The organism is Halobacillus sp. 12SKB (genome assembly GCF_052941655.1).
The window spans coordinates 52,655-70,000 of sequence record NZ_JBRFWR010000001.1 but is presented as its reverse complement, the minus strand read 5'-3'; the positions used below and the strand labels follow the sequence as shown (position 1 = coordinate 70,000).

General features: G+C 37.1%; 18 protein-coding genes, 1 tRNA gene and 1 riboswitch (1 of these 20 running past the window's edge). Of the genes, 17 read left to right on the top strand and 2 right to left on the bottom strand.

Annotated features, from left to right (window positions below; translation table 11 throughout):
* A protein-coding gene (locus ACQ4XT_RS00300; protein WP_446852010.1) for a tyrosine-type recombinase/integrase crosses the window boundary here: on the top strand, positions 1 to 561 show its 3' portion. Its footprint begins 390 nt before the window's first position; only the last 561 of its 951 coding nucleotides appear in the window; the start codon falls outside the window, past its left edge; the stop codon is at positions 559 to 561.
* Positions 562 to 624: 63 nt separating this feature from the next.
* Here the strand turns inward: ACQ4XT_RS00300 and ACQ4XT_RS00295 are convergent, their stop codons facing one another.
* Positions 625 to 1,509 carry a hypothetical protein gene (locus tag ACQ4XT_RS00295; protein WP_446852009.1) on the bottom strand — a complete coding sequence of 295 codons (885 nt, stop codon included), beginning with the start codon at positions 1,507 to 1,509 and terminating at the stop codon, positions 625 to 627.
* Positions 1,510 to 1,883: 374 nt separating this feature from the next.
* Between ACQ4XT_RS00295 and ACQ4XT_RS00290 the strand changes: the two genes are divergently transcribed.
* The 13 genes from ACQ4XT_RS00290 (at position 1,884) to ACQ4XT_RS00230 (ending at position 12,545) form a co-directional block, all read left to right on the top strand.
* Entirely contained in the window at positions 1,884 to 2,561 is a 678-nt protein-coding gene (locus ACQ4XT_RS00290) for an NUMOD1 domain-containing DNA-binding protein (protein WP_446852008.1), read from the top strand.
* A gap of 97 nt (positions 2,562 to 2,658) precedes the next feature.
* Positions 2,659 to 3,465 carry a hypothetical protein gene (locus ACQ4XT_RS00285; protein WP_446852007.1) on the top strand — a complete coding sequence of 269 codons (807 nt, stop codon included), beginning with the start codon at positions 2,659 to 2,661 and terminating at the stop codon, positions 3,463 to 3,465.
* Between the two features lie 725 nt (positions 3,466 to 4,190).
* Positions 4,191 to 4,988 carry a DUF6602 domain-containing protein gene (locus ACQ4XT_RS00280; protein WP_446852006.1) on the top strand — a complete coding sequence of 266 codons (798 nt, stop codon included), beginning with the start codon at positions 4,191 to 4,193 and terminating at the stop codon, positions 4,986 to 4,988.
* Between the two features lie 232 nt (positions 4,989 to 5,220).
* Positions 5,221 to 5,589 (top strand): hypothetical protein, encoded by a 369-nt coding sequence (locus ACQ4XT_RS00275; protein WP_446852005.1) that lies wholly within the window; start codon positions 5,221 to 5,223, stop codon positions 5,587 to 5,589.
* Positions 5,590 to 5,677: 88 nt separating this feature from the next.
* Complete coding sequence (locus ACQ4XT_RS00270; protein ID WP_446852004.1) at positions 5,678 to 6,664, top strand: phage lytic cycle repressor MrpR family protein; 987 nt, start codon at positions 5,678 to 5,680, stop codon at positions 6,662 to 6,664.
* A 326-nt stretch (positions 6,665 to 6,990) separates the two neighbouring features.
* A complete protein-coding gene (locus ACQ4XT_RS00265; protein ID WP_446852003.1) occupies positions 6,991 to 7,785 on the top strand; it encodes a hypothetical protein in 795 nt (264 codons plus the stop codon).
* Between the two features lie 193 nt (positions 7,786 to 7,978).
* Positions 7,979 to 8,551 carry a recombinase family protein gene (locus ACQ4XT_RS00260; RefSeq protein WP_446852002.1) on the top strand — a complete coding sequence of 191 codons (573 nt, stop codon included), beginning with the start codon at positions 7,979 to 7,981 and terminating at the stop codon, positions 8,549 to 8,551.
* A 180-nt stretch (positions 8,552 to 8,731) separates the two neighbouring features.
* On the top strand, positions 8,732 to 9,904 hold the full coding sequence (locus ACQ4XT_RS00255; protein ID WP_446852001.1) for a hypothetical protein: 1,173 nt from the start codon (positions 8,732 to 8,734) through the stop codon (positions 9,902 to 9,904).
* 165 nt (positions 9,905 to 10,069) lie between these two features.
* Positions 10,070 to 10,151 (top strand) — tRNA-Leu (locus tag ACQ4XT_RS00250).
* Between the two features lie 481 nt (positions 10,152 to 10,632).
* The gene (locus tag ACQ4XT_RS00245; RefSeq protein WP_446852000.1) at positions 10,633 to 11,532 is read left to right on the top strand and encodes a hypothetical protein; all 900 of its coding nucleotides are present in this window, start codon (positions 10,633 to 10,635) and stop codon (positions 11,530 to 11,532) included.
* Between the two features lie 117 nt (positions 11,533 to 11,649).
* Positions 11,650 to 11,844, top strand: a complete 195-nt coding sequence (locus ACQ4XT_RS00240; RefSeq protein WP_446851999.1) for a hypothetical protein — start codon at positions 11,650 to 11,652, stop codon at positions 11,842 to 11,844.
* The gene (locus ACQ4XT_RS00235) at positions 11,832 to 11,987 is read left to right on the top strand and encodes a hypothetical protein (RefSeq protein ID WP_446851998.1); all 156 of its coding nucleotides are present in this window, start codon (positions 11,832 to 11,834) and stop codon (positions 11,985 to 11,987) included. The genes ACQ4XT_RS00240 and ACQ4XT_RS00235 overlap by 13 nt, the downstream gene beginning before the upstream one ends.
* Positions 11,988 to 12,110: 123 nt before the next feature.
* Positions 12,111 to 12,545: a DUF559 domain-containing protein gene (locus ACQ4XT_RS00230; protein ID WP_446851997.1), complete on the top strand. Its 435-nt coding sequence runs from the start codon at positions 12,111 to 12,113 to the stop codon at positions 12,543 to 12,545.
* Between the two features lie 44 nt (positions 12,546 to 12,589).
* On the opposite strand, the gene ade is transcribed toward ACQ4XT_RS00230, so the two are convergent.
* Positions 12,590 to 14,323: an adenine deaminase gene (gene ade / locus ACQ4XT_RS00225; protein WP_446851996.1), complete on the bottom strand. Its 1,734-nt coding sequence runs from the start codon at positions 14,321 to 14,323 to the stop codon at positions 12,590 to 12,592.
* A 52-nt stretch (positions 14,324 to 14,375) separates the two neighbouring features.
* A riboswitch (purine riboswitch) is annotated at positions 14,376 to 14,477 on the bottom strand.
* A gap of 136 nt (positions 14,478 to 14,613) precedes the next feature.
* Between ade and ACQ4XT_RS00220 the strand changes: the two genes are divergently transcribed.
* The 3 genes from ACQ4XT_RS00220 (at position 14,614) to ACQ4XT_RS00210 (ending at position 17,130) form a co-directional block, all read left to right on the top strand.
* Complete coding sequence (locus tag ACQ4XT_RS00220; RefSeq protein WP_226594711.1) at positions 14,614 to 15,786, top strand: TraB/GumN family protein; 1,173 nt, start codon at positions 14,614 to 14,616, stop codon at positions 15,784 to 15,786.
* 139 nt (positions 15,787 to 15,925) lie between these two features.
* Complete coding sequence (locus ACQ4XT_RS00215) at positions 15,926 to 16,450, top strand: hypothetical protein (protein WP_446851995.1); 525 nt, start codon at positions 15,926 to 15,928, stop codon at positions 16,448 to 16,450.
* 227 nt (positions 16,451 to 16,677) lie between these two features.
* Complete coding sequence (locus ACQ4XT_RS00210; RefSeq protein ID WP_446851994.1) at positions 16,678 to 17,130, top strand: hypothetical protein; 453 nt, start codon at positions 16,678 to 16,680, stop codon at positions 17,128 to 17,130.
* Positions 17,131 to 17,346: the final 216 nt, after the last annotated feature.

Here is a 17,346-nt window from a genome sequence, read left to right as displayed (position 1 = left end):
ATAGAGAAACCAGATATGAAGTCTATTGGCTTTGTAGAGCACCGCAATTGGGTGATGGTTAATTACCTATTGGAGACAGGTAACAGGTTAAATACATTGCTTAACTTAAAGGTAGAGGACATAGATTTGGAGAATGGGATGGTTGTTTTAACCACAACGAAGAATAGAAAAGTTCAGTACAATCCTATCAGCGAGTATCTAATAATGATAGTTAACACATATGTACGCAGTTACGAGCTTGGAGAGGATGATTACTTGTTCGTTAACGAACTAAAGGAGCAGATGACTAGAAACTCCGCGCAACATGCTATTTCTCGTTATAATAAGAGTAGAGGAGTCGAGAAGACCTCCATACATGCTTTTAGGCATACCTTTGCCAAACACTATATAACTAGCGGTGGAGATGCATTTAAACTCCAGCGTCTTTTAGGACATTCAACCTTAGAAGTAACAATGAATTATGTGAATTTATATTCGAAAGACTTAAAAGAAGGATTTAACAACCACAGTATTCTGGGTAAGTTCAATACCAATAAAAGGTTTAAAAGAGGTAACAGGTAAATAAAAAGAGAAGTCCTTTGATGCAGAAAGGGCTTCTCTTTTATAATTATAGCTAAAGTTTCCCTAAAACTTATCAAGTACACTCTGGAAATTTTCAATAATTTTGGGTAGCTTTGATGATACTTCTTCAGTATTTTTAAAAGACTTCATTGTTAGCATATTCTTTAAGCTTCCAGTAATAGCATTCCCAAAAGCCTTTATTTGATTTGTTCTAGGCTCGTCTTTAGAAAGTGTCTCATCTAAATCCTCTAAGTTATTCAGAACCTCTTTTTTATGCTCACTTGTACTTTCCTTTTCTATAAGATGCTGTAGTTCACCAATCATTTGCTTTAATTCATGAATACTTTCAGAACCTTGGTTGTTATTTTGGTGTACATCATGACTGTTATAATTTTGCTGCATTCCTGAAACTGGAGAATTAAAGTTATTTGTGACTGTTACTGGATTAGTTGATCCATCTCCGCTATTAGACTTACCAACAAATTGTTTAAGTCTTGGAGCCACATTATTTAAATCAAACATATCTCCAGTCATATTAGAACCTTCCTCATACAGTTTTTCTACATGTCTAAAGTTAGGATTACCGTATTGTTTATTTGGAACCTGTCTCCAGATTTTTCGGTGAAGTTCATACAATTCATGGGCTTTTTGCCCAAGATTCATCACTAAATTGATATGGTATTCTTTTATTTCACTATCAATACCATCAATAACGTTTTTGATGTCTGTAATTGCAGTATTAAAAAATCTTATAAGGCTTAACGAGCTACTCTTGAAATCATAATCTAGAGAAGTCCACATACCATTGCTCTCCAAATCCTCTATAGCAGCGTTAAAATCTTGTATGGTTTCCTCTAGAGAGTTTATCCATTGTATTAAATCTTTTCTTATGTCTTCTAGAGACTGATTGCCGTAATCAGTAGAACCCACTATCATACCTCTAGCCATGCTAATCCCTCCTACAATTTATTTCATGTATATTTTACCATAAAAGACTAATTTTTGAGGTGAAATTTACACTATTATGAAGAGTGTTAAGTAGTCTAATAGGGGGAGTATAGAGGTTTAAAACTAATCCCAACATAGATGAAGCTACAATAAACCTTCAGTCACACCCAATCACTAAAAGTACATTCCATGATTCTGTATAAAAGGTCAATTTTAATTTGACAATATAAACCTTCTATATTAGTATTAATTTTAGTGTTAGTTATTCAGTTTTAGTCGCTCGAACAAACACTAAAATTAATATGGTTAAAGAGCACTCCAAAAAATATAAAAAGCTCATTTAGAGCTAAATAAACAAAAGGAGTGTTTCAAAGATGAAACAAGAAGAAATGGTTACATCAACTAGTGTGAAAGAAGAAGCTATAGTTCTAGCCAAAGAGAGTGGAAGGTACGCGAAGGATAGAGTAGCTAATAATCCATCGTATATTAAGAAGGGGGTTCAGTATGAGCTAGAGACAGGAGATGAATTAATTAAACAGCTAAAGAGAGAATTACCTCAGAAATGGCGAAAATTTTTAACGATTACTGCTGATTACTTAATCCATGATAGAGATAAGAAAAAGCGCCCAACATTTGATAGGATAGACCCTGATGGAGATTACGCACTATATAACTTAGACATCTTGTCATTTGAAGACAATACCAGGAAAGACAAAGCTATACCTGTTAATGTGTTAGATCTCAAAGGTAAAGAATATGTACAGTACCCATCAATGAGAGCTGCTAGTAAAGCTCTTGATTGTACTAGAGAGAGTATTGGTCGATATTGTCACAGTGGCGTTAAGTATTTGGATAATTACTTGATACAAGCTGTAGGAGACAAGAAAGGTCAAAATAAAGCAAAGCGGGAAAAGCTACATTATTCCATCGTAAAAGGAAAGGCAAAACTAGAATTTTATGATAATAACGAAGTACATGTAATTCATGAGCGTACAGAGGAGATGTACATTAAGATACAGTACCCTGAAATTTATGCTTTTAAGAAGAGTTGAAGGGAAGCGGCTCAGCCGCTTCTTTCCATCTTTCCTATCACAAAACAGATAAAAAGGCATGTTTTAGATGCCATAAATTAAGATAGGAGAGATTTTGATGAGTTTACAAGTTATTGATGATGTTACGGGTGAGATTAAGACAGAAGATTACAATGTGACGCATAAGGAAACCTCAGAAGCATTCAAGAAGCGGGAGCAAAGAAAGCAGAGAAGGAGTCGTGATTATACTTGTACTGATATGGAGAAAGTTTGTGAGGTTATGCATACTTTGACTTCTGCACAATGTGGTTATTTATTAGTTCTTCAGTGCTTTATTGATTATGATACTTCTATACTAAAGAAACCAACACACCTAAAGGAAAGTATGGGTAAGAAGGACATTAAGGACGTTCTTGGAATTGTGAACAGGTCTACCTTTGGTAACTTTTTTAACCGTTGTGTAAAACTTGGAGTCTTAATGCAGAATGAGGAAGGTGAGTTTTTCATTAATCCTGACCTACACTTCAAGGGTACTACTAACAATCGTTTTTTTATTAAGTCCTTTACAACAAAAGTTAGGGGTATGCTACAAGTAACCAAGCCTGAAGATTTAGGTAAAATCTATCGTATGTTGCCCTACGTACATTATGAAACTAATGCTTTATGTCATAATCCCGAAGAGACGAACCGTAGGTTAATTAAGCCGCTTGCTAGGCAAGAGCTTGCAAGTTTAATTGGATGCGTACCAGAAACTCTTTCAAAGACAGTTAAGCGTTTAACTGTTGATAGGGAGTATGTGTTAGCAAGAACTACGATTGGTAAACATACAATGTACACATTTAATCCTTACATTTTTAACAGAAAGCACTCAAACTACATTGAGCCAACGCAAGAAGTTATGTTTTCTTTTAAGGTTGATAAGTAAAGAGTATGGAGTAGGCGTGTAGCCTGCTCTTTTTATTTTGTGTTTTCATATGTACATATGGAAGAAATGTGTAACTTTATATATACACTTCAAACAATAAAGTTTCGGGGGTTTTCACCGTAAAAGTGGGGTCGATCGGCGCAACTTTTTTCTTAGTCTTTACTTATATACGTAACGTTACAACAAAGTTAATTATTAATGTCTTTATAAATATAACTGAACAAAAAAGACGACCAACGAAGTTGTGAGTTGTTTTGTTCAGCCCAAGCAGGTGCTTGAAGCGAAAGCTTCATTACCTGCGCGGGAGTGGTTACCGAAGGTAACCTATATAAGTCATGATGAACCAGAGTTATGTGAGAGAAAAGTAGACGTTTTGTTAATCCATCCTCGCTCCGCTTCAGATGGATTAAGTAAAAACATCACTTTTTCCCTCACCCATTTAAATTGTAGAAAGGTTAAATACTGAAGCTCTTCTAATTACAATAACAACTACGAACGAGTGTAAAAATAATCATCTTGAATGCTGATTTGGAAGAGTATTACTCACTAAAACGAGAGTGAATTAAGTTTTTATAACTACCCTATAGATAGGTTTTGCTTTGGTTTTTCAAAAGCAGCGAAGCAAAAAAATTAATACGAACGATAAAGGTTCTTTTTGTAAAGGAGATTGTAATTTTATGCTGAATTAATAGATATACGATACAAGCATGTTTAGGAGGGGTCTTATGAGAAGGGATATTGAAAAGTTCCAAAAATCAATTACCTTAGAGTTATATACTATCAAGAATAGAGTAAGAGAACTGATCGGGGATGCTAACTGGGGTGAGGAAGGTCGTTATAAAGAGTCTATGTTGAAAAACGTTTTAAAACGCTTCCTCCCAAGTAATTTTAGTATAGGTACTGGGTTTATTGTGTCTTCAGAGGAAGCTACTGACAATACTCGTTCCTCTCAAATAGACATTATTATATATGACAACTCATACCCTCTCTTGTTTAATGATGGGGACTTCATTGTTACCTCTCCTGAAAGCGTGAAAGCTATTATAGAGGTTAAAACAGCTCTCAATAATGGAAGAATTTCAAGGGTATTAGAGACTGCAAATAAAAATGGAAGAATTGCTTCTGAATCAGTGTTTAATGGAGTTTTTGTTTATGAACAGAGGGAATTAACGATAGAAGAAAATGTGTTGAACCCTGAACTAAATGAATCACTGATACAAAGCAATGGAGAAGTTAATCATCTATGTATAGGTAAAGATATCTTTTTTAAGTATTGGGATAGTCAAACTAAAAAAGAGCAGCAGTTTGATAGGCTTTATAGTTACTATAGAATAAAAAACCTCGCGTATTCATATTTCATTTCTAACTTGATCGAGTGTATAGCTCCAGATAAAGTTAAAGATAAATCATGGTTTTTATATCCAATTCGAAATAAATTTGGTAAAGAAGGTCATTGGTTGAATGATGTAAGGTTATCAGCAAATGATTCAACTTCTAATGATGTACTAAGTCTTAAGAAATAGTTATATCCATAAATGATAGAGTATGAGAAACGAATGAAATGTAAGTTTTATTTGAAAATTTAGAAAGTATCCTTTACATTAAATAATAATGATGGTACTATAGAACTAAGTTAAATTGTCGGTTGCACGATAAAGCAGACAGTTTCTACTAGGGATTCCCTAGGAAGAGCTGAGTTTTATCGTGCTTTTTTCTTTGGGATCCCGTTAATACAAATTAACGGAGGTTTTAAGGATGATGGAAAACGGTAAAGTGTATGAAAAGTACAAGGCAATGAAAGAAGACGGGGTTGAGGTTAGCATTGAAGACCTGAGCAGAGATGAACTAGTTAACTTGTATGGCTTTAATATTGTTGCAGAGATAGCTGCTCTATTTGGAATAACTAAAGATGCCGTTTCTAGAGTAATGAAAAAAAACAAAGTTAAAGCAATGACATTAATGCATGAAGCGGAAGCTGAAATAATTAAGAGTATAGAGGTTTGTAGACAAATGGGTTATGATAAAGATGAGATTGTATTTGTTATTGAAAAAGAAATTGATCTCGCTAAAGTTCCCTCAGATATGAAGCCAACCCTTAAAAGGTTTTCTGAATACTTCATTTAATATTAGATATTCATTTTATACAGGCTTGTCTAAGCCTGTATAAACGCTAACAAACACTTAAATTAATACAATATAGAGGTGTCGGATAATGGACTACTTTAATAATAGTCTTAAAGAGTCATTCTTATTGATGTACGCTAATGTATCGACAGTTAAGAATTACTCAAGGTTATTCAGAGTGACTGGAGTAACAGAAGACTTGCTTGGAAAAGACTTAGGTGAATTTAACCAAGATGAAATTGAAGCTTTGTTGAAAAATACAATTAAGCCATCCACTCAAGGTTCTGCAAGAACAACTGGAAGAATGATTACAAAGTATCTAGATTTTGCAGTTGAAGAAGGTCTTAGAGATGATAACTACCTAGCTGAACAACCAAGTAAGTATTTCTATAACTTTATTAGTAAGAAGAGTAACGAGTTCATCCATGCAGAGGACATTCTAGAAATTTCCACGAAAACTCTAATTAATGCTCAAGATGGTGCGATTATCCAGCTTATCTTTGAAGGAGCCCAGGGAAGCGGAGTTTCGGAATTATGTAACTTACACCTTGATGATGTAAATTTAATGGATAAGGTGGTTACACTTCGGGATGATAGCAAATCAAAAAAGAAACAGGGTACCAATGTAAGGACAATTAGTGTAACTGAAAATGCTATCCAACTTATAAAGCTAGCCGCTTCTGAAAAGATTTACGAGAAGAAAAATGGAGATACAGATGATCTACCTAATAATGTGAAGGCAACGACCGAGTTGGCAGAAACACCTTATGTATTTAAGACTGCTAAAACTTACAACACTGATTCTGAAGACAAGGTGAAAAAATACACTATTTACAACCGTTTGGATATGGCTAGAAATGTAGCGGGTTTAGAAGAGTATAGTGAATTGCTTAACGTTAAAAGCATTGCTAAAAGCGGAATGGTTTATATGGGATACCAATTATACAAGCGCGATGGAGAATTTGGATTGGCACAAATGAAAGAGGTTTGTGAGCAGTTTGGTATTGCATACAAATGGAGTGTCAGAGACTACCTCAATCTAGACAATATCAAATCTCTTTATATAAAAGGATAATTTTGTATTTATCCAGGGTTAAAGTCATGGTATAATGGAAGTCCACTAGCTTGGTTGGCAGGGTGGATTACTTTTTTTGTTTGTCGATTAAGGAGAAACCTCACTTCGTTTTTGAAGTGAGGTTTTTCTTTTATACCATTATAAACTTCTTCCCAGATCAAAAATAGGGATCAAGCAAGGTAGGTGAAATACTACAGTATGCACTTCATAGTGTGTTTCTGTCACAACAAAAGCACATGTAAAATAGGTTGGATGACCATTGGTGAAAAAGGTTTTAAATGTAATAAATTTGATAGTTACTGGACAGAAAGGGTGTGTAATAATTAGTGGAAGAATATGATTTAATTAAGATTTTTATCGTAGCTTTTGAAACAATAAAAATTTCATTTTCAAATATTCAGCTAACTTCTCTAATGTTATTGGGAAGTATTTCTTATGGTTTTCTTTGGTTATTGGGAAAGGTTTTAAGTGGAGTCTTAATTGGTTTATCAGGGTTTGGTGTAGCTTTAATTATTTATAGGTACTTGAATTATCACAAGGTACATAGAGAAGATGTAAAAGATAGTATTCTTTCATTTTTGAAAAGGTGTAATGGTGATTGGGGAGATAGCACTTTTTTTATTCCCACAAAAGAAAATCCGGAAGGGGAAGTGCTACAAAAGAACATCTATCCAACTACAAAAGCTGTTACTGAGTGGATTAGGATGGATGAACAGCTTTTTAATCATAACAGGTGGGGATTTAATTATGGGGAGGATTTTATTCTAGATGTTCTAGAAGATATGAGCTTCGAAGGATGCGTTGGTGCAATTTATAATGAAAAGACTTATGAAGTAGTAGGTTGGATGTATTGTAATGGTCGTCATAGTTTTGAAAAGGTTAAGTTCTGGAAAGGGGTAGCTGTTGAGGAAGAAAATTGCGATTCCATAAGTATCGCTCAAGGGAAGATAAAAGTAACTATTAAACAGGATAAAGTTAAAAAAATTGGACTTGATAAAAGAGACCCATCAATCTTTTACATCCTCGAGGAAGGTAGAGGATTCAAATTTGCTTGTACATTTCGTTGGAAAGCTAAAAGGATAATGAAGCAAGTGGCGAAGTATTGTGCTAAAGATGGTTAACTTTAAGTTTACGTGAGTCTTAATGTCTCATAAACGAATGTTTTTGATACTAAATTTATTTGGACGAAATTAAAGCTCAATTATACAAAAAACAGTTTCAAATCCCGTGTCTAAAACAACGTATCAAAATTGGTTTGATGAAACGTTTTTGATACAATGGATGTACAAAGGATAAAGGGGATTTGGTACATAAATGAAAATTGGGTATGCAAGAGTTAGTACACAAGATCAAAGTCTTGACTTACAAACTGATGCGTTAAAGACCGAAGGATGCGAAAAAGTATTCTTTGAAAAAATGAGCGGTATGAAGGACGATAGACCAGAGCTCCAACAACTATTGGATTATGCAAGAAAAGGGGATACTCTTGTAGTTTACAAATTAGACCGACTGGGACGCTCCACTAAAAAGCTTATCGAGTTAACTGAAGACCTGGAGAAGCGTGGTATTGAATTAGTTAGCATACACGATAGTATTGATACCACAACAGCAGTTGGAAAAGCTATGTTTAGAATGTTAGCAGTGTTAAGCGAGATGGAGCGGGACTTAATATCAGAAAGAACCAGGGCTGGCTTAGAAAGCGCTAGAGCTAGAGGGCGCAAAGGTGGTAGACCTAAAAAGGATGAAAGACACACAGGGAAAGCCTTGAAGTTATATGATACAGAGCAATATACGGTTAAAGAAATTGAAGAAATGACGAACGTTTCAAAAGCTACATTATATAGGGCTATTCGAAGAAGAAAGAATACTGTGGTAGATAGTATATAAGCTTCCTTTAGCAGGAAGCTTATTTTTTTATGGGGGGGGTGGTTTACAGGTTTGACCTCTTTATTTTATTTGGTAAGTGCTTGTACTGATATTGCTCGCAAATAAGAGGTGAATTGTTACGATACGAGAGAGTTTCTTGTTTTTAAGTTATAATCAAGTACAAAGGGGAGGGGGATAACGTTGATTTCTTCATTAATATACACTTTTGACAAAAGTGGAGAAGTATATGAAGCTACATGCAATTTTATAAAAGAACACGAGGGCCTCAAGCTTGAAATGGAAGATTATCTTTCAGTTTATAACTCCTTAGTAGATTTAGTGCCTCAAGACATGCAAACTTTTTGGTCAGGGAACACTTTTCCTTTACAAGAATCTTTTGAGGAATTACAGATATCTTTTGTTCTTAGCAGTCAGGGGCTTTATAAACAAAGTTTGACATCTTTACGGAATGTCCTAGAATTAACTTTATTATCAATATACATGAATATAGGTGATGAGGGACACTTAGACATAAAATCATGGTTAAGCTCTCAGAACGAAACACCTAGAATCCCGGAGTTGTGGAGCAAAATCTCAAGGCATCATAATTTCAAGGAGATCAACCAAGTCTACGATTTAAAAACGAGGTTGTTGCAACTCAATGAATTACATGACTTTGTTCATACTAAAGGCTATAAATATTCAAATAAAATGGGGATTAAGTTCAAAAGTAACTTCCAGACATTCGAGGAAGAAACTTTTATAAGATGGTATGAAACGATGAAAGAAGTCGTAAGGGTTTCTGTTATACTTCACCTTGTGAAATATCCCTTAGGTATTATTGAATATGATTACAGCAGGAAATTCGGTATTGATATACCAATGTTGGGAGGTTTACAACCACACCACACAAGCGTAGTGAGGAGCATCATCGAGCCAGATGTTGTAAGTTATATAGAATCTATAGCAAAAAAAGACTCGCATGTAAATGAAATTATGGAATGGTTGGATACCTTGGACGATATGAGTGAAGAGGAAATCGAAGAACAAATAATTAAACGTGAGATGGAAGAAATTGAATATTTTGGACTGAACATTTGGTTGGGAAATTTTGATAGATTGTATTCTGAAACCATTCCAGATTCTAAATGGCGAGAAAGACGTGAGATTTTAATTGATTATGCAAAGAGGAATAACTTCTTTGAACACGAATCAATTAGAGTGATCCAAAAAATCAAGGAATATAAAGAGGAAGGTTACTCACTTGCACAGGTGAAAAAGATTATAGGTACCTCTTATGGTGATTTAGAAGATAGGTTTGAAAATCCAGAAGGACACATTGCAAATTTTAGACAGGTTATCAATCGAACTTAAGAAGAAACAGTGATGTATAACGGTAGTAATTTCATATTAAGACCCTCTTTAAATTAGTTGTTCACCTTCCATAATTATGGTTTAATGAACTAAGAGGTATTCATAATCGTATGGACAAAAACATATATAGCATTGTTTAAATGTCGGTAAAACCCTGTGTCACATGCCGGTGTGGCGGAATTGGCAGACGCGCACGACTCAAAATCGTGTTCCTCACGGAGTGCCGGTTCGACCCCGGCCACCGGTACTATCTAAACAACTAAAACGTTGTAACAAAAAGCTTTGCACTAACTAATTAGTGCAAAGCTTTTTTATTTTGCACACACTCCAAATATCCATTAATAATGGGAGGAAATAGGATTGCAGGAATTCAAAGCATAGAAGATTGTTGGAGGAAGACGAATCAAAGACTTGCCACCACATCCATATGTAAAAACATAAAATCAAAAGGTCATGGGTTTCTTCTTTGTCACTTGTCTTATGAAGAATCTGTGGGATCTCATCCCTCATAGACTATTAAGAACCATTCAATTCTATCAACTCCACCTTTGTCACCATGAATGCTAATCCTTAAAATTAATATTTCCATATAAATCCCGTCTTTTTTTATTTTTAACTCGTCTAAATATTAAAATACGTATCTGACCAATCATCCTATTTATAGGGTTTTACAGTTTTTTTACTGTTTGGTAGTTTATTACTATATTAAAATTTCAGGGGAGACTTCTATGAAAACAAAAAACGTACTTAAAACGGCAGCAATGGTGTCAACTTTAATATTAACGGCATGTGCCACAAACGAAGAATCTAATAAAGAACCGGACAAAAACGAAACGGTGGAAGTGGCTGAAACGGAAAAAGTCAATCCTAAATCCGACAATAAGATTTACGACAAAAACGGCGAAGTAATTGCAGAATTGTCAGGCGATCCACTTTATTTTGCAGACGGCGAAGTGATTGCGGTAGAGGAAACTAAAAAGCCCGCAGGATCAGGCGATTACAACAGTAAAAATGATCCCCGTATGATGATCCCCGCAGGATACGAAGGATTCACGGAAACGTTTGAAACTTTCGAACTTCCTGAAGAGCGAAGATTGACGACGGAAGAAGCGGAAGAAAAGTTTGGCGTCAATGATGTGGAACACTTTCCTAAAATTGTGTATGATAACGGAATGGTTTTTGATAAACATTCAAAAAGTATAACAACGCAAGTTTGGAAGGAAGAAGAAAGACCTTATCCTTTCGGAACGCAATCGTTGGGATTCTTCATGACCGTTGTCAAACAATCGGCGATTGATATTCAAGTTCCGTGGGAAGGACGTGGGTTTGAACTGAAGCCATTGGAAGACCTTTCGACAAGTGAACGTGAATATTTCGAATTAGGTCACGGATTTATTTTAATGCAACAAAAGAACATGTACTTGATTCATCAATTCCGCCAATTTGAAACGTACTTTGACGAAATTGGTCAAGATGAACTTGCCTCTTGGACGACTAAAACCGTTGATATGATGGAACATGCTGATACGTTTAGTCGTCCAGATTGGGAAGAAGTGTATAAGTATCATTACGAAGCGGTTCGTCGTATTTTCGCCATGGATCAGAGTATTCCGAATATGTGGGAATGAATGAAAAAGGTGTTGTGAGCTAAAGGCTGCCTGGTTTGCGATCTGGAAAAGAAGAACAATCAGATGTTAAGGAAGCGCCTGCTAAGAAAGCACAGTCTAAAGCGAGTGAGAAAGAAAGTGAAACAAGAGAAAGAAGAAAATGCCACAATGAAAGCGGACAAAACTGAAGAAGATCCAACATCTTCAGAAGTAGAGACTGATAAAGACAAATCACGTTCTATGGCTAGCGAGAGAGTAAGTGAGACAGCGAAAGAAGAAGAGGAGCCTAAAGACAAAAGGATCAAGAAGAAGATCAAACAATGGCACGTTTAAAAGCTAGTGCACAACCGAAGTTAAATGCTTCCGAAAACTCTGCCGTTCAAGTAATCGTATCTGAAGAGGGTGCTGGTTCTGAAGAAGATACTGATTCAGACGAAACCGTTGAAATTGATATCCGAAAAGTATTTCAAGAATAAAAGTGTTAGAAGCTGAAGGCTCTCCTTCAGCTTCTTTTTTGTTCTGTCACACTTGACTCTTTTTAAAACTGGAAGGTCTGATGAATAAGAAGTGGGGGCATTTGGATAGAATGGTAGTGGGTGATGAATATGAACATAACCATGTTTATCGAGTATGCAGCTTTTATGACCTTATTGATCCTTGCTATTGTACTGACACTACGAGTCAGAAATGAGGAGCAGCCAGAGGAAATGGGAGCTGATGGAATCAGTTCAAATTTAGTCCGGAGACTATATGAAGGGTTTCTTGCTTATGGTTTACAGCCTACTTTGCGTTATCAGGTGGAAAAGTACACAGTTGATGTCGCTTTTCCAGAATTGAAAATTGCCGTAGAAGCTGTAGAACATGACTTTCTCATTACTTCCGATGTGTGGGAAGATGAGTGGGAAAAAGAGTCTTATCTTAAAAATCATGGCTGGACTGTCATGAGGTTCAGTGGTGCGAGAATCGATGAAGACCTTTCCCGAATTGTCGAAAAAGTAAGCAGAGAGATGACGGGTAAATCCAACTCCAGTTGACCAAAAAGGAAGAAGTCAGGCGACCGCCTGGCTTCTTCCTTTTTTTAAATAGATACAGAGATGTGTTTCGCTTCTTTGGTGCTATAAAGTCCTTTATCTGTAAGCTTGAGGCTTGGGATAACTGGTAACGTCAGGAACGATAGGGTGAGAAATGGATTGAAGTCATTGGTAAAGCCAAGGGTAGACAGATCTTTGTGAATGCCTACTAATTGATGAGCTACCTTCTCATACCCTTGGTCTGACATCAAGCCAGCAATTGGTAGGGGCAAAGAGGAAAGGGGATTCCCTTCATGAAACAAGGTCATCCCTCCACCGATTCCGCCCAAGTGTTGGATGGCTTTTAAGAGGTCTTCATCGTTTGTGCCTACGGCTACGATATTGTGGGAATCATGGGCAATGGTTGTGGCTATGGCTCCTTTTAGAAGTCCCATCCCTTTTACAATACCAAGTCCAATATTTCCCGTGTGATGGTGTCTTTCTACGACGACCAATTTTAATTGGTCTTTGCTGACAGAAGGTTGAAAGTCTCCTGACTCGACTTCCACCTCTTCAATAAGATGATCCGTTCGAATTTGATTTTTGTTTATTTTTATGATGTTTCCTTTTTTTGATTCATTTATAGGTATTCTCAATTGCTCCTTTGAAAGGTTTGGAATATGAACACTGTTTGTGATGTTTTGAGAGCTTGAAGACGAAGGGGATGGTTTCTTTACCATTGTTCCTTGATCAGCCACTTTCTTTCCTTCCTTAAACACTTGAGTCACTTCCAGTGCACGTAAGTCTTTAAAAAACAGGAAGTCGGCCATGTAGCCCGGCGCAATTGCTCCCTTATGATGAAGTCCATAGCACTCGGCCGAATTTATTGTCGCCATTTGAATTGCGGTAATAGGGTCGAAACCCTCGGCTGTAGCTAAACGGATGTGATGATCGATGCTCCCTTCATCTAAAAGGTCATCAATGTGTTTATCATCTGTACAGAAAAGACACCGTCTTGCGTTCTTTTCGTTCACTACAGGCAAAAGAGCGAGCAGGTCTTTGGCAGCGGAACCTTCACGAATGCTTACGTACATGCCCCGCTGAAGGCGTGCGAGTGCTTCTTCTGTTGCATTACATTCATGATCGGTTTGAACACCTGAACTCGCGTATATATTGACCGCATCGTCATTCAAACCAGCAAGGTGTCCATCGACATAACCACCTGCTTGTATCGTCTGTGCAATTTTTTTCAACAAGCGGGGATCAGCGTCTCGAAGTGAAGAATAATCCATCACTTCTCCGAGCCCCAGCACTTGTGAGTCATTAAGAAAGGGTTGAAGGTCAGCGGCGTGTAATTCAGCCCCGGACGTTTCAAAAGGGGTGGCGGGAACACTGGATGGAAGCATAAAATGGAAGTCCAAAGGAAGATCTTTGGCATCATCGAGCATAAATTGGATGCCATCTGATCCAAGAACGTTTCCGATTTCATGAGGGTCTGTAATAACTGTAGTCACACCGTGCGGGAGGACGACTTTAGCGAACTCCGAAGGCGGAACCATGGATGATTCAATGTGGACATGAGAATCAATGAAAGAAGGTGCCATGTACTGTCCTTGAGCATCAATCACTTCTTTTCCTTCATATTCCCCTAAACCTGCAATGAATCCATCGACAATCGCTACATCTTTAAGAATGATCTCCCCATTAAAAACGTCGACAATTTGTGCATTCTTAATGACGGTGTCAGCTGGACGTTCTTTATTTGCTACCTTTATTCTTTTCTTTAGTGTTTCAATCTTCATCCTCTTGTTCCTCCTCTTTTTTAAGCCTTTACGTGTGCAGAACTGAAGAGAAGGATAAGGATATCCCTCTCGTAGTCAAACCATTTACGGTGGTTCGGTAGAGACACTTGGACCTTATTTCCAAATTTATACGCAAGGTTGAATGGTTTATATAATTATAGGAGATTCTATCCTTCCTCAAGGTGCTTGTCAATGACATGTTTTTAGTCGAAAGCATTCTCATTTGGGCTCATCTAGTTTAATATGAGAGGGGAAAGTAAATAAACGGAAAGTGAAAAAGGAAGGTTCAGATGTCTGCATTGGAAGAAAACATTACGAGAATTCATATAGACGATAAGGAATACGTTCTTGTGGGCACTGCTCACGTTTCGAAGGCCAGTGCTGAACAGGTCAAAACTGTTATTGAAGAAGAGCAACCGGATTCGGTTTGTGTTGAACTTGATGAGCAAAGGTTTCAATCCATCCAGGATGGTGATCGCTGGAAAAATACAGATATTTTTGAAGTCATTAAGAATAAAAAAGCGACCTTGTTACTCGTCAACTTAGCCATTTCCTCATTCCAACGACGTATGGCCAAGCAGTTTGGTATTCAAGCGGGTCAGGAAATGATCCAGGGAATAGAATCAGCGGAAGAAGTCGGCGCAGAGCTTGTGTTAGCTGACCGAAATATCCAGATCACTTTTTCAAGGATATGGGGCAACATCGGCTTTGGAGGGAAAATGAAGCTGTTGTTGTCTATATTTTACGGCATCTTCAGTAATGATAAAATCTCTGAAGAAGAGTTGGAAAAAATGAAATCCCAGGATATGCTTGATGGGATGCTGCAGGATTTGACGGATAACTTCCCAAAGCTGAAGAAACCACTAATTGATGAGCGGGACCAATACCTGGCTCAAAAAATTAAAGATGCACCAGGTGAGAAAGTAGTCGCGATACTCGGAGCGGCCCACGTACCTGGAATCAAGGAAGAAATTCATAAAGAACACGATTTGAAAAAGCTGAAACAACGTCCGCCAAAATCGAAGGTACCGAAAATCATTGGATGGAGTATTCCGGTATTGATTGTATCCATCATTCTCTATACCTTCTTTTCAAATCCTGCAGCGGGCACTCAACAAACCATTAGCTGGGTGTTATGGAACGGGTCTTTTTCGGCCATTGGAGCAGCTGCAGCCCTTGCCCATCCGCTAGCTATTGTGTCAGCATTCATCATGGCACCGATTACTTCATTGAATCCATTAATTGCAGCAGGCTGGTTCGCCGGAATAGTACAAGCCTATTTCAGACGCCCGAATGTAGCGGACTTTGAAACGTTGTCTGATGATGTAACAAGTGTCAAAGGGTTCTGGAACAATAAAGTGACTCGTATTCTTCTTGTGGTCGTTCTTGCGAATATCGGAAGTTCATTGGGAACGTTCATAGGCGGTGCAGATGTCATTCGATTATTTTTAGAAAACTTATAAATGGTTCAAGAGGAGAAGCTTAAACATAGCTTCTCTTTTTTTTATATTTACTGTTATTTCATGGAATGTTACAATTACGTTACAACAAAGTGTCGGAAAATATAAAATTATAGAAAATCAGAAGAGAAAGGGATGGAAAATGAGTAAGTTTGTAAAAGGAACTTCCATTCTTGGTGTCCTAGCACTAGGGTTTGGAGTGTGGCAACTAACGGAAGTAGAGCAGCAAGAGAGTGTGAACGTTCAAGCCCTGCCCAGTGATGATCGGCAATCCTACGAAACGGTGATTATAGATAAAGCAGAGCCTGAAGAAATGGAAGCGGTAGTGGAAGAAGAACTTGTTGATACCAGAACAATCCGATCTATTCAGGAAAGTATGGATGACAATGAAGAAATGAAACAATTGATTGATGGTCTTGGTCGAGGAGTAGAGGCAGACTTAGGAGAACATCACATCGATACAGATGAAGAATGGAAGGAATTAGAGGAAGACACGAAGGAAAAGCAAGTAATGATCAAAAAGCTGATGAAGATGACCAGTCATGAAGATTTAAAGCAACTAGCCTCCACAGCTCTCAAGAAACTGGAGCAAACGATTCAAAGTCGTCAGTTTACCTATTACAAAGAAGCGGTTGAGTCCTTTAAAGTTCTTTCTGAGCAGCTGTAATAAATATGGAAGAAGGATTTCCACACCCATTTTTAAAGTGTCTTTATATTTGTAACCTCTATCTACATATGTAGAAAAAGGAGGGTTTGTCGAATGAATCATCCATTCGGAACCCCACCCCCCTTTTTGTTATGGTAAAATTTGTTTATTTTTCTCATTACATGTTTTCACCTGCAAGGTAAGGGGGATGAGTACAATGAACAAATTATTAAGGAGGTTACAAATACATGTCCATCCATCTTAAAGAAAGATTGGGTACGGAAGAGTTAAGTCATTTGAAAACGGCGGCAATTCTTGAGTTTACGGAAGAGTTATTCGAATCAGACCACTATCGTTTATTAGAGGTCATCGATTCTGATCAACAACAACTGTTTATTGTGAATCGTAACGACAGGACGTTAACGGTGCTCAGCCTATCCCAGGACATGGCATTGAAAAAAGAAACCTTGTTTACAGATCGTATTATTTCTATGAAGGAATACTTTGAAGACTACAGTTTGTCTGAAAACACCCCTCCACGTAAGATCGAAATTACCTTTATGGAGGGACGTACACTTTTGATTGAACCAGAAAACTCTAAAGAACAAAACAAAGATTACAAACGGGATGATGTTCGAAGGCAAGTTGATGAAGACTTTGAACATTTAATCGCTGCATTGAAGAGTACGGTGATTTTATAAAAGGAAAATACATGTAAATATTCAGGAAACCGAGGTGCTTCATCTCGGTTTCTTTTTAAGTTGATAAAAAGATAAGGATGGGTGACATTAGTAGTATTTTCTTATTTTTAAATGTTGATGTCTGCATCGTATAAAAATGAGATTACGAGGGACCATAAGGGAAAGCTTCTTCTCACTATCTCTTAAAACTAGTCCACTCACTCAAACTGCTCTATT

Excerpts from the sequence above, each read along its gene's own strand:
- ACQ4XT_RS00210 (WP_446851994.1), top strand. The coding sequence starts at position 16,678 with ATGTCCATCCATCTTAAAGAAAGATTGGGTACGGAAGAGTTAAGTCAT.
- ACQ4XT_RS00245 (WP_446852000.1), top strand. The coding sequence starts at position 10,633 with ATGAAAACAAAAAACGTACTTAAAACGGCAGCAATGGTGTCAACTTTA.
- ACQ4XT_RS00235 (WP_446851998.1), top strand. The coding sequence starts at position 11,832 with ATGGCACGTTTAAAAGCTAGTGCACAACCGAAGTTAAATGCTTCCGAA.
- ACQ4XT_RS00290 (WP_446852008.1), top strand. The coding sequence starts at position 1,884 with ATGAAACAAGAAGAAATGGTTACATCAACTAGTGTGAAAGAAGAAGCT.
- ACQ4XT_RS00215 (WP_446851995.1), top strand. The coding sequence starts at position 15,926 with ATGAGTAAGTTTGTAAAAGGAACTTCCATTCTTGGTGTCCTAGCACTA.
- ACQ4XT_RS00260 (WP_446852002.1), top strand. The coding sequence starts at position 7,979 with ATGAAAATTGGGTATGCAAGAGTTAGTACACAAGATCAAAGTCTTGAC.
- ACQ4XT_RS00275 (WP_446852005.1), top strand. The coding sequence starts at position 5,221 with ATGATGGAAAACGGTAAAGTGTATGAAAAGTACAAGGCAATGAAAGAA.
- ACQ4XT_RS00230 (WP_446851997.1), top strand. The coding sequence starts at position 12,111 with ATGAATATGAACATAACCATGTTTATCGAGTATGCAGCTTTTATGACC.
- ade (WP_446851996.1), bottom strand. The coding sequence starts at position 14,323 with ATGAAGATTGAAACACTAAAGAAAAGAATAAAGGTAGCAAATAAAGAA.
- ACQ4XT_RS00295 (WP_446852009.1), bottom strand. The coding sequence starts at position 1,509 with ATGGCTAGAGGTATGATAGTGGGTTCTACTGATTACGGCAATCAGTCT.
- ACQ4XT_RS00280 (WP_446852006.1), top strand. The coding sequence starts at position 4,191 with ATGAGAAGGGATATTGAAAAGTTCCAAAAATCAATTACCTTAGAGTTA.
- ACQ4XT_RS00285 (WP_446852007.1), top strand. The coding sequence starts at position 2,659 with ATGAGTTTACAAGTTATTGATGATGTTACGGGTGAGATTAAGACAGAA.
- ACQ4XT_RS00220 (WP_226594711.1), top strand. The coding sequence starts at position 14,614 with ATGTCTGCATTGGAAGAAAACATTACGAGAATTCATATAGACGATAAG.
- ACQ4XT_RS00270 (WP_446852004.1), top strand. The coding sequence starts at position 5,678 with ATGGACTACTTTAATAATAGTCTTAAAGAGTCATTCTTATTGATGTAC.